Genomic DNA, 14,128 nt, shown 5'->3' with positions numbered 1-14,128 from the left:
ATCAGCGGCTGTAGAGACCCACCACGCTCTGGCCGCCCAGCGCATGGCCCTTGAGCGCGGCCAGCAGCGCGTCGCGCGCGAGGCCGGCCGGCAGGCTGCCCGGTGCGAGGTCGGTGGCAATCACAGTCAGCACGTAGTGGTGCGGCCGGTCGCCCACCGGCGGGCACACGCCGCGGTAGGCGGGCGCGCCGGCCACGTTCGGGCCCATGGTGAAGTTGAAGTTCGAGCCTGCCTGTCCTTCGCCCGCCTTGAGCTCGCCGCGCTCGGCCGCGATGTTGTAGGCCACCCAGTGCGACACGCCGAGGCCGGCCGCGCCGTCTGGATCGAACACCAGCACGGCGACCGATTTCGTCTTGGCCGGCAGGTTGCTCCACGCCACGGGCAGCGAGACGTTCTTGCCGCCGCAGTCGCCCGCGTGGTCGGACGGAATGACGCCGTTGTCGCCGAAAGCGCTCGACGTGACTCTCATGCCCGTGAAGGCCTTGCCGCTGCCGGCCGACATGCCCGTGCAGCCCGCCATGAGGCCGCTGAGCGCGAGCGCCGCGATCGACAGGGCAAGAGGATTGTTGTTGCGCATTTCTTTTCTCTCCTGAAGGGTTGTCTTCACTCGGCCCGGCCGAGCCACACGCTGCCGTCCGCTCCTTCGTGCACCGCCAGCGGCGTGAGCCGCGCACCGCGGCAGGGACCGCCGACGCACTTGCCGGTGTCGGGCTCGAAGATGGCGCCGTGCCGCGCGCACATCAGAAAGCGGCCTGAACTCTCCAGCACCTGGCCCTCGAAATCAAGCGGGCCGCCCGCGTGAGGGCATTGGTTGAGATAGCCGTGCACGCCGCCTTGCCAGCGCACGGCAAAGGCCTGGGCGCCGCCGGGCGCGGTGAACAGCGCAGCGGGGCCGTTGTCGGCGAGTGCCGGGGAGATCAACTGGGGCTCTGTCGTGCTCATCATTCTTTTGACTGCATTTCGCAAGGAAGCCTGGGCGGCCTGAGCGAAGGAAACAGTATCTCCTGCGAGGTGGGGCGAGGCAAAGCAGTCTGCATGGCCGATCTCGCGTAGGAGCGCATGAGCGATGCCGCTCCCGTCGACCCGCAAGGCTACGTGCCCCTGCCGGCCGGCTTCTTCAGGCTTTGTGCCACCAGAACAGCTTCCCTTGCCAGGGCTGCCAACGCTTCATGGTCTTCGATGATCTCGATGGGGACCTCGAAGTACTTCCTGACCTGGACCCGCCGAGCCTTCGTGTCGTAGGCAAAGCATTTGCTGCCCAGCTTCTCGTACTTCGGCCGGGTGTCCTTGTCCACGACGAAGTACACGGTGCTGCCCATGATCATCGCGAACTGCGTGGCGTCGGCCGACAGCCCCGTTCCGCCGAAGAATCGGGTCTTGGCGATGCGCGGGATTCCGCGGAGACGGTCAATGATGAAGTCGACGAACTGCGACGAGGCTTCCGACATGATGCTGCTGGCGCCAGGCGCGCGATGAAAAGAGCTCAGTGTCGCCGAGTCCGGCCACGCTGCGTCGGCTCACGGCAGTGGAAAATTTGTGGATTCCCGCGAACCGTTCGGCGGGTTCGACGCCTCCTTGTTTCCGAGGGTCTTCCTCATGCACCCAAGGATCGAAGGAGTCACCATGGTCTACGTCAAGAATGTCCCCGGTTGGGAACGCGCGCTGCGCATCGTCATGGGCCTCGCCGGCCTGCTCTTCGCCGCCATGAGCTGGGGCACGGCCGGCTTCGGGCTCGCGGTGATCGCCGGGCTCACGGGCGCGACGCTCGCGCTGACGGGCCTGTTCGGCTTCTGCCCGATGTGCGCCATGGTCGGGCGCAAGCCTGTCAAGGGGCGCTGAGCCATGGGCGTGGGCATCGACCGCACCGGCCTGATCCAGGCCGCGCAGACCGGCGACCCCGCTGCCATCGCGGGCCTGCTCGCGGTCTGCCAGGCCGATGCGCGGCGCTACGCCTGGCGGCACTGCCAGGCCAGCGACGTCGACGACGCCGTGCAGGAATCGCTGCTGGTGATCGCCCGCAAGGTCCGGGGGCTGAAGGCGGCCGCGGCCTTCTCGTCGTGGCTCTTCACCGTCATCCGGCGCGAATGCCTCAGGCTGCAGCGCGCGATGTTCCGGCACGAACCGCTCGACGACGAGGTGGCCGAGCGGCAGCTGGCCAGCCGCAGCGACGGCGCTTTGCGCATCGACCTCGCGCACGCGCTGGAGTCGCTTCCCGCGCACTACCTCGAAGTGGTGCTGCTGCGCGACTTCGAGGAGCTGACCATCGCCGAGATCGCCGAACGGCTCGACGAACCGCCGGGCGCAGTGAAGAGCCGGCTGCACCGCGCGCGGGCGCTGGTGCGCGAGTATTTGCTGGGGGGCGATGCGACAATTGCCGGGCCATGACAGACACCCTCACGATCACCCGCCCCGACGACTGGCACCTGCACGTGCGCGACGGCGCCGCCCTCGAAGCCGTCGTTCCACACAGCGCGCGCCAGTTCGGCCGCGCGCTGATCATGCCGAACCTGCGTCCCCCCGTAACCACCGCCGCGCAGGCCATGGCCTACCGCGACCGCATCCGCGCCGCCGTGCCCGACGGCACCACCTTCGAGCCCGTGATGTCGCTCTACTTGACCGACAAGCTGCCGCCCGAGGAAATCGCGCTGGCCGCCGAGGCCGGCGTGCGCGCGCTCAAGCTCTACCCGGCCGGCGCCACCACCAACAGCGATGCCGGCGTGACCGACATCCGCAAGACCTACAAGACGCTCGAGGCCATGCAGAAGCACGGCCTGCTGCTGCTGGTGCACGGCGAGGTGACCGACCCCGCCATCGACCTGTTCGACCGCGAGGCCGTGTTTGTCGATCGCGTGATGATTCCGCTGCGCCGCGACTTCCCCGAACTGAAGGTGGTGTTCGAGCACCTCACCACCAAGGAAGGCGCCCACTACGTGCGCGACGCCGGCCGCTTCACGGCAGCCACCATCACGGCGCACCACCTGCTCTACAACCGCAACGCCATCTTCACCGGCGGCATCCGCCCGCACTACTACTGCCTGCCCGTGCTCAAGCGCGAGACGCACCGCGTGGCGCTGGTCGAGGCGGCCACCAGCGGCAGCGACCGCTTCTTCCTGGGCACCGACAGCGCGCCGCACCCGGCGCACCTGAAGGAACACGCACTCGGCTGTGCCGGCTGCTACACCGCGCTCACCGCCATCGAGCTGTATGCCGAAGCCTTCGACAACGCGCAAGCGCTCGACAAGCTCGAAGGTTTCGCGAGCTTCCACGGCCCCGACTTCTACAGCCTGCCGCGTCATACCGACACCATCACGCTCAAGCGCGAAAGCTGGACCGTGCCGGAAACCGTGCCCTATGGCGATGCCACGCTGAAGCCGCTGCGCGGCGGCGAAACCGTGAACTGGAAGCTCTTGTGAGTACTTCATCACGCGATCAGTCGCTCAACGCGCGGCATCTGAGGTTGGCAAGATCCCGTCGAGAAAAACCACGGAACCGGCTTTGCCGGGCCGTTGGTGTTGCCCCCGGTGAGGGGGTGGGAGAAGCGACACGAAGTGCGCGCAGCCTGGGGGTGAGCCAATGGCTCGCGTGATGCTGCTGATCGACGCCGACAACGTCTCGGCCGACGTGATCGAGCAGGCCGTGCAGCGCACGATGGACGAGTACGGCGCCATCCACGTGCGCCGCGCCTACTGCAATGCCGAGATGGCGGTGAACCGGCAGGCGCTCTTCAAGCGCCTCTCGGTGCGGCCGATGGTGAACCTGTCGACCGGAAAGAACAGCACCGACATCGCGCTGGCCGTCGACGCCATCGACCTCGTGATCGACGAGCGTCCCGACGTGGTGGTGCTGGTGTCGTCCGACTCCGACTTCGCGCCGCTGGTGATCCGCCTGCGCGAGAAGGGCTGCCGCGTCTGCGGCATCGGCCAGCAGGGCAAGACGGGCGAAGAGACGGTCGGCATCTACGACACCTTCATGGATCTCGCGCACCACGGCGCGGGCTACGCCGCGCCAGCGGTGCGCACCACGCCTGCGAAGAAGGCGGCCACGGCCAAGTCGGCGACCGGCAAGACCTCGCGCGCGAAGAGCTCTGGCACGACGACCGCAGCCGCACCCGCACCTGCAGCGAAGAAGGCCGCGGCGAAGAAGACGGCCCGCAAGACGGCCGCCAAGGCGCCCACCGCGCCGCAGCCGCAACCTCCGTCCGAAGCCGCCGAGTTCATCCTGCAGGCCGCGCCCGCATTGCGCAGCGGCAAGGACGTACCGCTCAACGACGTGGCGAAAGCCCTGCGCACCGCCGGCCTGCTCGGCAAGCACGGCAGCTCGCTCAAGCTGTTCGACAAGCTCACCGCGGAGTTCGCGGTGATGCAGCACCCCGACCGCATCCGCTGGACGGGCGCGCCCGCGCCTTGACCCTGCCGGCGGTCGACTGGGCGCAGCCCTGGCTGGCGCCCTATCGTTCGAGCGGCGAAGCGGTGGCGCAGGCCGCGCGGCATGGCGGAGTCGCCGCCGCGCTGCAGGGCACCAAACCTGCGCCTGTGCCCGCGCCAATTCCCGACTTCGTGCACCAGGACGCATTGCCTCCAGGCCAGGCCTACGAGGCGCACATCTTCCAGACCCGCAGCGTGCCCACGCGCGACAACCTGCACGACTTCTTCAACGGGCTCGTGTGGCTCGCGTTTCCGCACACCAAGCGCCGCCTCAACGAACTGCAGGCGGGCGAGATCGCGCGCAGCGGCGTCGCGGCCGTGCGCGGTCCGCTGCGCGACGCGCTCACGCTGTTCGACGAGAACGGCGCGCTGCTCGATGCGCCACCCGCGCTGTGGCGCGCGCTGGTCGCGCGCGACTGGCATGCGCTGTTCGTCACGCAGCGCGGCCTGTGGAGCGAAGCGCGCCTGCTGCTGTTCGGGCACGCGCTGCTCGAAAAGCTGGTGACGCCGCGCAAGCCGATCACGGCGCACGTGCTGCTGCCTCGCGACATGGACGCACCGCCGGCCCTCGACGACGCAGCGATTGCGAAGAATTTCGATGCGGACTGGCTCCAAACGAAGCCTTTCGTACCCCTTCCGGTGCTCGGCGTGCCCGGCTGGTGCGCTGAAAATACAGCGGCATCCTTCTACGTCGACGCGGGGGTCTTCCGGCCCTTGCCGAACACCTTGCAGGTGTAGTTTTCGCGGGCTCGGGAGGCCCGCCGCAGCGCGTGCGCCGCACGCGGACTGCTTTCCATTTCAGAGGGGCTCAGACAACAACATGGACACCGTCATTCTTCTGCTCAAGGTCGGGCTGATTCTTTACGCGATCTACAGCTTCATCGTCTACGCCTCGCGCCGTTCCGGCAACCGCGATGCGCTGAAGGGCTTTCGCAACACGCCCGTGCTGCGCCGGATCACCGACGAAGAGAAATCCGCGCTGCAGCCTTTTCTGATGGGGCAGGGCCTCACGGTCGACGACGAGGTGCGCGAACTCCGCGGCGCCTTCCTGCGCCACGGCCTGCAGACGCAGGGCTCGTCGACCGAGCACGACACCATCGGCGACGTCGACGTGCTGTTGCCCTACGACGCCATCGAGTACATCGAGCCGCACAACGAGGCGCTGGTCGTGCTGAGCAAGAAATGCGCGGTGGTGATCCGCGTGAACGGCTTCGACCTGCTCGAAGGCCGCCAGCGCGCGCAGCGCCAACAGGCGCAGGACAAGCAATGGAAGCGCGGCGAAGCCGGCGCGCTGCCGAGCCTCGACGAAGTTGCCCAGGACGCGAACCCGCTCGCCCGCTACGAACGCGGCGAGGTCGACATCCTCGGCCAGCGCACCGAGACCCCCGAGGAAGTCGCGAGCCGCATGGGCCGCGGCGGCTGGGCGTCCTCCTTCGCATGGCTGGCCGCCTTCGTGCTGCTGTGGATCGCCACCTGGGACGCCACGCGCGGCGCGCAGGCCTACCTGCTGGGCGCGGGCCTGCTCGCGGCGCTGTGGGCCGCATGGCTTTTCGTGCGCCGGCCGTCGGCCACGGCGGCGGCGCGCCAGCCGCAACCCGTCAACCGCGTGCGCGGCATGCTCAACCAGATTGCCGTGGCCGACGTGCGCAACGTGGCGGTCAGGAAGGTCGGCATGTTCATCGGCGACAAGCTGAGCCTGGTGCTGCCTTCGCATTGGAGCAACCCCGCGTCGGTGCCGTACGGCGAGGTGATCGAGGCCGAGCTGCGCACCAGCGACTACAGCGCGGTGAGCTTCGGCGACAAGTGGTCCGTGGCCGACGAATGGCGGCGCTTCCGGCCCGTGTATTGGGGGCGCCACCTGCTGCTGTTGCTGGTCGGGCTGATGGCCCTCGGCGCGCTGGCGCTGGCGGCGCCCGACCTGCGCGGCGAGGCCGCGGTGATCGCGCATTGGATCTCGCATGCAAAGAGCCCTGGCTACGCCAACCCCGCGCAAGTGGGCGAGAACCCGCCGAAGTGGGCCAGCTTCGCGAACATGGAAGGCGAAGCCCGCTGCGAGATGGACATGAACGGCCGCAGCGAAGACTCGCACGCCGTGCCGGTCATCGACTGCACCACCGTGCGCTGGGCCGGCTCCGATCCCGTCGTGCCCGCGCTGGACATTCCGCAGAGCGTGCTGGCGCTCGCCCGGGCGGACTTCATACGCGCGTCGGAGAACGGCATGTCGGCCGCCCTGATGGCGATGCTGCGCATGCAGTTGGGTCAGGCGCCCGACCCGCTCGCGGCCTACCGCGCGCGCGAGAACGAGCCCATGATCGTGCGCGGCTTCGACCGTTCGGTGGCCATGATCGAGGCCGCCTGCCACGACAGCGGCGGACTCTCGCCCGAAGCCTGCACCCACCTGCAGCGCGAGCTCGTGCGCGCGATCGACGCCACCGTCGAGAAGGACGGCGCCGACACGCCGGTCACCACCTGGGCGGCGTTGGCCGCCAGCGCGAAGACGGGCGCGGAGAACGCCGACCTCGTGCTGTCTCGCAGCCAGCTCGCGACCGTGCAGCGCGTGCTGCGGCAGGCCGTCGACGGCGTGGTCGCCGCGAAGATCGCGGCCGCGCGCCCGGCCATCGTGCCGGCCAAGGGCGGCGTGCTGCTGGCGTCCGCTTCCCGCATCGGCGATGCGCAGGGCAAGTCGGGTGAGTCCGACGCCGAGCCGGGCGAAGACGGCGCCGATGCCCCGGCCGATGACGCGCCCCGCGGTTCCCTGCTCGAACGCTGGGAACGCCTGCGGCGCAATGCCACCACCGACGGCCTGCATCCCTTCGTGCTCGAGGGGTTGGTAACCGCCGTCGGCGAGGACGCCAAGGGCACGACGCTGGTGCGCATCGACCCGAACCTGGACGCCGCGCGCACGGCCAGCGCCGGTGCGTACACGCTGTGGGCGCTGTTCGCGGCGCTGCTGGTGCTGGTCAACGGCATGCTGTTCGCGGTGCGCCTGACGCAGGGCATGCGCCGCAGCGCCCGCCTGCACGCCGACATCGCCACGCGCCCGGCACCGGGAACGACAGGCCTCTTCTGAGTTCACCGACAGGCCTTTGCGCGGCCGGGGAATACCCGGGCGTTGGAACTTTTGCTCCTATCATGTTTCTACCGGCTGCCGCCGGCCGGAGCGCCCCACAACGCACAACAACACCCAGGACCTCCATGCCGCGCACGGCTTGAAGAGGGCCGTGAGGCCCTCATCTGGGTGGCAGATTTCCCCACGGAGAATTCAACTTGAAACGTATCCTTCTGTTCGTCCTGACCAATGTGATGGTCGTCGCGGTGCTCGGCGTCGTCGCCAGCCTGCTCGGCGTCAACCGCTTCCTCACGGCCAACGGGCTCAACCTGACGGCACTGCTCGGCTTCGCGCTGGTGATGGGCTTCGGCGGCGCGATCATCTCGCTGCTCATCAGCAAGCCCATGGCCAAGTGGACGGCCGGGCTGCGCATGATCGACAACCCCCAGTCGCCCGACGAGGCCTGGATCGTCGGCACGGTGCGCAAGTTCGCCGACAAGGCCGGCATCGGCATGCCCGAAGTTGCGATCTTCGAAGGCGAGCCCAATGCCTTCGCGACCGGCGCGTTCAAGAACTCGTCGCTGGTGGCGGTGTCCACCGGCCTGCTGCAGAACATGACGCGCGAAGAGGTCGAGGCCGTCATCGGCCACGAGGTGGCGCACATCGCCAACGGCGACATGGTCACCATGACGCTGATCCAGGGCGTGATGAACACCTTCGTCGTGTTCCTGTCGCGCGTGATCGGCTATGCGGTCGACAGCTTCCTGCGCCGCGGCGACGACCGCTCGTCGGGCCCCGGCATCGGCTACTACGTGAGCACCATCGTGCTCGACATCGTGCTGGGCTTTGCCGGCGCGATGGTGGTGGCCTGGTTCTCGCGCCACCGCGAGTTCCGCGCCGACGCCGGCTCGGCCGCGCTCATGGGCAACCGCCAGCCGATGATGAACGCGCTCGCGCGCCTGGGCGGCCTGCCGGCCGGCGAACTGCCGAAGGCGGTCGAAGCCATGGGCATCACCGGCAGCATCGGCAAGCTGTTCGCCACGCACCCGCCGATCGAGGAGCGCATTGCGGCGCTGCAGAACGCGCGCTGAGCAAGCTGCGGGGGCGCGGCAAATTTCGCGTCGCCCATGAAAAAAGCCGCCACAGCGATGTGGCGGCTTTTTGCATTGGGGCTGGTGCGCCGTGCTTCAGTCGGCGGCGGGCGCCTCGGGCACGTCGAGGGCGGCCGGGGCGGCTTCTGCTTCGGGCGCTGCCTGCACGTCCGTTGCTGCCACAGCGGCTGCTGCCGCCGCGGCCTCTGCCCGCTTCTTGTCGTCGCGCACCCGCTGCAGCGTGCGCGCCACGTCGCCGGGCTTCATGCCGTACATGTCGGCGAACTCCTGCTCGCTTCGGCCGCTGGCCTCGAAGGCGCGCAGCAGCGCCTCGCGCTTGGCGGCCTGCTCGGCGAGTTCGGCCAGGGCTTCGTCGACCACGGCGTTGGCGTTTGCGTCACGCGAGCGCACGAGCACCGCATAGGCCTCGCGGTCGAGGCCCGAAGCCTCGACCGCCTTGGCGATGCGCGCCACCAGCTGCGGGCGCAGTTCTTCGGCGTTGCCGTTGTTGCGCAGCATGCGGCGGCGGTGCAGCTCGAGGATGGCGTGGTGCACGTGCTCGGGCGCGACCGGGTCCAGTGCGTTGCCGTCGAGGTCGTGGCGCGCCAGGCCGGCGGCCACGGCCTCGAGGTAGCGCGTGGAGCGCGCGTGCTGGCCCATGGCGATCTTCAGGTCTTCGGCCTTGAAGTCCTCGGGGTGGCGCGCAAGCAGTTCCTCGTACACGCCGAGCTTCAACGGCACGAAGCGCGCGCCGAAGAGCTGCGGGTACAGCTCGAACAGGCGCTCCAGCACCGGGTTGACCTTGCGCGGCGCGCGCTGCGGTTGCTGCTGTTGCGCCTGCGCCTTCTGTTGCTGGGGCTGCTGCGCACGCGGGCCGCGGCCGGTGTTCTTCTGCCGCGGCGGGCGGGAGGCCTGCTGGGGTTGCTGTTGTTGTTGCTGCGCCGGCGCATCTGCGCCCGCGTCTGTTCCTGCACCGGCCTGCAGCTGCTTCAGCTGGTCGGCCATGTCCAGTTGCTGGCGCCGGGGCGGGCGGGCGTTCGTCTTGGGGGTGGCGGTGGAAGCGTCGGTCATGCGGGGGCGCTGTGGAAAGGATTGGAAAAAAGAAGGCCGGCCGAGCGCGTTCAGCGCGGCCGGAACATCCTGAAGAGATTGTCGGGGCTGACTTCGAAGTAGTCGCCCGGGCCGCCGCCGCGCAGGATGAGCTGCGCCGCGGCGGTGTCGTAGATGCCGTCCTTCAGCAGGTGGCGCGCAATGTGCACGCCCACCACTTCGCCGAGCACGAGCCAGGTCTGCACCGGCACGCCGTCCACGCCTTCGAGCTGCAGGATCTGCGTGAGCTTGCACTCGAAGGACACGGGGCTTTCGGCCACGCGCGGCACCGCGATGGTCCGCGAGGCGGCCGTGGCGAGGCCGGCGAGCTCGAACTCGTTCACCTCGGGCGGCACGGCCGCGCAGGAGCGGTTCATCTGCTCGGCCAGCGGCCGGGTTGCCAGGTTCCAGCCGAACTCCCGCGTCTGGCGGATGTTGTGCAGGCTGTCCTTGGCGCCGATGCTGGCGAAGCCGACGAGCGGCGGCGTGTAGTTGAAGGCGTTGAAGAAGCTGTAGGGCGCGAGGTTGAGCACGCCGTTCGCGTCCTGCGACGAGATCCAGCCGATGGGGCGCGGCCCGACCATCGCGTTGAACGGGTCGTGCGGCAGGCCGTGGCCCTTGGCGGGTTCGTAGAAATGGAAGTCGTCGCTGGCCATGCAGGTCTCGATGTCGGGTGGTGGCTCAGTGGCTCGGGGCCGAGGCTTCGGCCAGCACGCCGTGCGCCACGGCCTCGGCCACCTTGATGCCGTCCACGCCGGCCGACAGGATGCCGCCCGCGTAGCTCGCGCCTTCGCCGGCCGGGTAGAGGCCGCGCACGTTGAGGCTCTGGAAATCGTCGCCGCGCGTGATACGGATCGGCGACGAGGTGCGCGTTTCGACGCCGGTGAGCACCGCGTCATGCGTGTCGAAGCCCTTGATCTTGCGGCCGAAGGCGGGGAAAGCCTCGCGCATGGCCTCGATGGCGTAGGCCGGCAGCGCCTTGTGCAGGTCGGTCGGTGTCACGCCGGGCTTGTACGACGGAATCACGCTGCCGAGCGCGGTCGAGGGCCGGCCGGCGATGAAGTCGCCCACCAGCTGGCCCGGCGCGCGGTAGTTGCCGCCGCCGAGCACGAAGGCGTTGCTTTCGAGTTCGCGCTGCAACGCGATGCCCGCGAGCGCGTCGCCGGGAAAGTCTTTCGGGTCGATGCCCACCACGATGCCCGCGTTGGCGTTGCGCTCGTTGCGCGAGTACTGGCTCATGCCATTGGTGACCACGCGGCCCGGCTCGCTGGTGGCCGCCACCACGGTGCCGCCGGGGCACATGCAGAAGCTGTAGACCGAGCGGCCGTTGCTCGCGTGGTGCACCAGCTTGTAGTCGGCCGCGCCGAGCAGCGGGTGGCCTGCATGGCGGCCCCAGCGAGCGCGGTCGATCAGGCCCTGCGGGTGCTCGACGCGGAAGCCGATGGAGAAGGGCTTGGCCTCGATGTGCACGCCGCGCGCATGCAGCATCTCGAAGGTGTCGCGCGAGCTGTGGCCGAGCGCCATCACGACGTGGTCGGCGCGCAGTTCGCTGCTCGTGCCCGTGGTCTGGTCGAGCACGGTGAGGCCGCGCAGGTGGCCGTCTTCGATGTGCACATCGGTCACGCGCTGCTCGAAGCGGATCTCGCCGCCCAGCGCCACGATCTGCTCGCGGATGTTCTCCACCACTTTCACCAGCTTGAAGGTGCCGATGTGCGGATGCGCGACGTAAAGAATCTCGGGCGGCGCGCCGGCCTTCACGAACTCTTCCATCACCTTGCGGCCGAGGAAGCGCGGGTCCTTGATCTGGCTGTAGAGCTTGCCGTCCGAGAAGGTGCCGGCACCGCCTTCGCCGAACTGCACGTTCGACTCGGGGTTGAGCACGCTCTTGCGCCACAGGCCCCAGGTGTCGCGGGTGCGCTGGCGCACGGTCCTGCCGCGTTCGAGCACGATGGGTTTGAAGCCCATCTTCGCGAGCATCAGCGCCGCGAAGATGCCGCAGGGCCCGAAGCCGACCACCACCGGCCGCGCCGTGCCTTCGGCCGCATTGGCCGGCGGCGTGTAGCGCATGTCGGGGGCGTTCTGGATGTGCGGATGGCCGGCGTGCTTCGCGAGCAGTGCGGCTTCGAGCTTCGCGTCCTTCAGCTGCACGTCGCAGATGTAGACCGTGAGCAGTTCGATCTTGCGCGCGTCGAAGCTGCGCTTGTAGACCGCGTGGGAGGCGATCGCTTCGAGGGGGACGTCGAGCGTCCTGGCGATCAGTGCGGCCAGCGCGTCGGGCGCGTGGTCGAGCGGGAGTTTGAGTTCGGAGATTCTCAGCATGGCGTGGGGCTTGTGGTTATCAAGCAGCCGGCCATTTTAGCTTCGTCGTCGTGGAACACCGCGGAACCGGCTTTGCCGGGCCGCAGGTGTTGCCCCCGGTAGGGGGAAGGCGTAGCGACACGAAGTGCGCGCAGCCTGGGGGCGAGCCAAATCACGCAGGCAGGAAGCCTTCTACCGACAAGTACCGCTCGCCAGTGTCGTAGTTGAAGCCCAGCACCACCGCATCGGGCGCCAGCGAGGGCAGCTTCTGCGCGATGGCCGCGAGCGTGGCGCCCGACGAGATGCCGACCAGCATGCCTTCCTCGACCGCGCAGCGGCGCGCCATTTCGCGCGCCGGTTCGGCGTCGACCTGCAGCACGCCGTCGAGCAGCGAGGTGTCGAGGTTCTTCGGGATGAACCCCGCGCCAATGCCTTGAATGGGGTGCGGCGCCGGCGCGCCGCCGGAAATCACGGGCGAGGCCACCGGCTCGACCGCGAACACCTGCAGCTTGGGCCACTTCTTCTTCAGCACCTTCGCCACGCCCGTGATGTGGCCGCCCGTGCCCACGCCGGTGATCAGCACGTCGATGCCGTCGGGGAAGTCCGCCGCGATCTCCTCGGCCGTGGTGCGCACGTGCACGTCGACATTCGCGGGGTTGTTGAACTGCTGCGGCATCCACGCGCCGGGCGTGCCGGCCACGATTTCCTCGGCACGTGCGATGGAGGCTTTCATGCCGCCGGCGCGCGGCGTCAGGTCGAAGGTGGCGCCGTAGGCCAGCATCAGGCGGCGGCGCTCGACCGACATGCTGTCGGGCATCACCAGGATCAGCTTGTAGCCCTTCACGGCCGCGACCATCGCAAGGCCGATGCCGGTGTTGCCCGAGGTCGGCTCGACGATGGTGCCGCCGGGTTTGAGCGCGCCGCTCTTCTCGGCGTCTTCCACCATCGACAGCGCGATGCGGTCCTTGATGGAGCCGCCGGGATTGGCGCGCTCGGATTTGACCCAGACCTGCTGTTTCGCATTGCCGAACAGGCGGTTGATGCGGATGTGCGGCGTGTTGCCGATGGTCTGGAGGATGTTCTGGGCCTTCATGGAATCTCCTTGGGTCGATGCGTTTGACGGACGGACAGCGCGCATTGTGGGACCTGCCTGCCCGTGCGCCCGGGCAGGGGCGATAATCCACCCCGTGAAGCACGCCAGACCGCCGCTGGTGCAAGCCCGAAAGGGGCGACACCTTCGGGTGCCGCGTCGAAAGACCGCACTGGAGGAACGTCCGGACTGCACAGGACAGCGCAGGAGTTAACGACTCTCCACCGTGAGGTGAGGATCAGAGCAACAGAGACGAGCCGATTGAGTTCGGGTGAAACGGGCAATCTCTGCGCGCAGCAACACCAAGTAGGCCAGTATCGAGGTGGTTCCGCTGAGCTGGCGGGTAGGTGGCATCGAGCCGTTTGGCGACAAACGGCCCAGAGTAATGGCGGTCACGTCGAGGGCTTCGCAAGAGGCTCTCGATGCACAGAATCCGGCTTATCGGCGGGCTTCACACTTTTCTTCCCTTTTTCTTTTTCGCGCCTTCGACTGCTGAAGGCGGGCGGCAGCCTTGCCGCCAGCATGGATTGGTAGTTACCCGTATAATCGATAGCATGCTAATTAGTAGTCGGCTATCTTGAGCAAATCGAGCAACTCCTCCCCGAAGCGCGAAAACGCGCTGATGCGGCTCGGCATGGCGCTCTCGGTGCTGCAGCGCGGCTACCGCGCGTCGGCGGACAGGGCGGTGGCGCACGTCGGCGTGTCGCAAACGCTGGCCTGGCCGATCGTGATGCTCGGGCGCATGAACGGCGAAGTGCGCCAGGGCGTGCTGGCCGATGCACTGGGCATCGAGGGCCCGTCGCTGGTGCGCTCGCTCGACCAGTTGGTGGAGGCCGGTTTCGTCGAGCGCCGCGAAGACCCGGCCGACCGCCGCGCCAAGACCTTGCACCTCACGCCCGCGGGCAAGGCCGCCTGCGCGCCCATCGAGGCGGCGCTGAGCCTGATGCGCAGCGAGCTGTTCGAAGGCGTGTCCGACGACGACATCGCCGCCTGCCTGCGCGTGTTCGGCGTGCTCGAGGAGCGCCTGGGGCGCTCGGCCCCGGCGCCGCAGTCGCAGCAATCGCCGCAGGAAGGGCGCAGGTAAGAA

Annotated in this window: 15 protein-coding genes and 1 other RNA gene; 9 read left to right on the top strand and 7 right to left on the bottom strand. The window is 68.6% G+C overall.

Going from position 1 to position 14,128, the window contains the following annotated elements:
- Position 1: 1 nt before the first annotated feature.
- From ASD05_RS23390 to ASD05_RS23380, 3 genes are all read right to left on the bottom strand, one after another.
- Positions 2–577, bottom strand: a complete 576-nt coding sequence (locus tag ASD05_RS23390) for a YbhB/YbcL family Raf kinase inhibitor-like protein (RefSeq protein WP_056597552.1) — start codon at positions 575–577, stop codon at positions 2–4.
- A 26-nt stretch (positions 578–603) separates the two neighbouring features.
- Positions 604–945, bottom strand: coding sequence for a Rieske (2Fe-2S) protein (locus tag ASD05_RS23385; protein WP_056597551.1), 342 nt, complete (start codon positions 943–945; stop codon positions 604–606).
- A 146-nt stretch (positions 946–1,091) separates the two neighbouring features.
- The gene (locus tag ASD05_RS23380; protein ID WP_056597550.1) at positions 1,092–1,448 is read right to left on the bottom strand and encodes a TfoX/Sxy family protein; all 357 of its coding nucleotides are present in this window, start codon (positions 1,446–1,448) and stop codon (positions 1,092–1,094) included.
- 175 nt (positions 1,449–1,623) lie between these two features.
- Here ASD05_RS23380 and ASD05_RS23375 point away from each other — a divergent pair, with 175 nt between their 5' ends.
- The 7 genes from ASD05_RS23375 (at position 1,624) to htpX (ending at position 8,564) form a co-directional block, all read left to right on the top strand.
- Positions 1,624–1,839, top strand: a complete 216-nt coding sequence (locus ASD05_RS23375) for a DUF2892 domain-containing protein (protein ID WP_056597549.1) — start codon at positions 1,624–1,626, stop codon at positions 1,837–1,839.
- A 3-nt stretch (positions 1,840–1,842) separates the two neighbouring features.
- Positions 1,843–2,385 (top strand): RNA polymerase sigma factor, encoded by a 543-nt coding sequence (locus ASD05_RS23370; protein ID WP_056597548.1) that lies wholly within the window; start codon positions 1,843–1,845, stop codon positions 2,383–2,385.
- Entirely contained in the window at positions 2,382–3,413 is a 1,032-nt protein-coding gene (gene pyrC / locus ASD05_RS23365) for a dihydroorotase (RefSeq protein ID WP_056597547.1), read from the top strand. The genes ASD05_RS23370 and pyrC overlap by 4 nt, the downstream gene beginning before the upstream one ends.
- 160 nt (positions 3,414–3,573) lie before the next feature.
- Positions 3,574–4,407 (top strand): NYN domain-containing protein, encoded by an 834-nt coding sequence (locus ASD05_RS23360; protein WP_056597546.1) that lies wholly within the window; start codon positions 3,574–3,576, stop codon positions 4,405–4,407.
- Positions 4,404–5,162 (top strand): DUF3025 domain-containing protein, encoded by a 759-nt coding sequence (locus ASD05_RS23355; protein ID WP_056597545.1) that lies wholly within the window; start codon positions 4,404–4,406, stop codon positions 5,160–5,162. Before ASD05_RS23360 ends, ASD05_RS23355 begins: the two co-directional genes overlap by 4 nt.
- Before the next feature lie 82 nt (positions 5,163–5,244).
- Positions 5,245–7,494, top strand: a complete 2,250-nt coding sequence (locus ASD05_RS23350; protein WP_056597544.1) for an IgaA/UmoB family intracellular growth attenuator — start codon at positions 5,245–5,247, stop codon at positions 7,492–7,494.
- A gap of 197 nt (positions 7,495–7,691) precedes the next feature.
- Positions 7,692–8,564 carry a protease HtpX gene (gene htpX, locus ASD05_RS23345; protein ID WP_056597543.1) on the top strand — a complete coding sequence of 291 codons (873 nt, stop codon included), beginning with the start codon at positions 7,692–7,694 and terminating at the stop codon, positions 8,562–8,564.
- A 96-nt stretch (positions 8,565–8,660) separates the two neighbouring features.
- Here the strand turns inward: htpX and ASD05_RS23340 are convergent, their stop codons facing one another.
- From ASD05_RS23340 to cysK, 4 genes are all read right to left on the bottom strand, one after another.
- Entirely contained in the window at positions 8,661–9,635 is a 975-nt protein-coding gene (locus ASD05_RS23340) for a ProQ/FinO family protein (RefSeq protein WP_056597542.1), read from the bottom strand.
- A gap of 50 nt (positions 9,636–9,685) precedes the next feature.
- The gene (locus tag ASD05_RS23335; RefSeq protein WP_056597541.1) at positions 9,686–10,309 is read right to left on the bottom strand and encodes a flavin reductase family protein; all 624 of its coding nucleotides are present in this window, start codon (positions 10,307–10,309) and stop codon (positions 9,686–9,688) included.
- A gap of 25 nt (positions 10,310–10,334) precedes the next feature.
- Positions 10,335–11,972 (bottom strand): NAD(P)/FAD-dependent oxidoreductase, encoded by a 1,638-nt coding sequence (locus ASD05_RS23330; RefSeq protein ID WP_056597540.1) that lies wholly within the window; start codon positions 11,970–11,972, stop codon positions 10,335–10,337.
- 151 nt (positions 11,973–12,123) lie between these two features.
- Positions 12,124–13,044: a cysteine synthase A gene (gene cysK / locus ASD05_RS23325; RefSeq protein WP_056597539.1), complete on the bottom strand. Its 921-nt coding sequence runs from the start codon at positions 13,042–13,044 to the stop codon at positions 12,124–12,126.
- 96 nt (positions 13,045–13,140) lie between these two features.
- Between cysK and rnpB the strand changes: the two genes are divergently transcribed.
- An RNA gene (gene rnpB, locus ASD05_RS24760) (RNase P RNA component class A) lies at positions 13,141–13,498 on the top strand.
- Between the two features lie 165 nt (positions 13,499–13,663).
- On the top strand, positions 13,664–14,125 hold the full coding sequence (locus ASD05_RS23320) for a MarR family winged helix-turn-helix transcriptional regulator (RefSeq protein WP_056597961.1): 462 nt from the start codon (positions 13,664–13,666) through the stop codon (positions 14,123–14,125).
- Positions 14,126–14,128: the final 3 nt, after the last annotated feature.

This window comes from Variovorax sp. Root434 (assembly GCF_001426595.1).
Classification (GTDB): Bacteria; Pseudomonadota; Gammaproteobacteria; order Burkholderiales; family Burkholderiaceae_C; genus Variovorax.
Note: the sequence above shows the minus strand (reverse complement) of the source record. Positions and strands in the feature narration are given on the sequence as shown.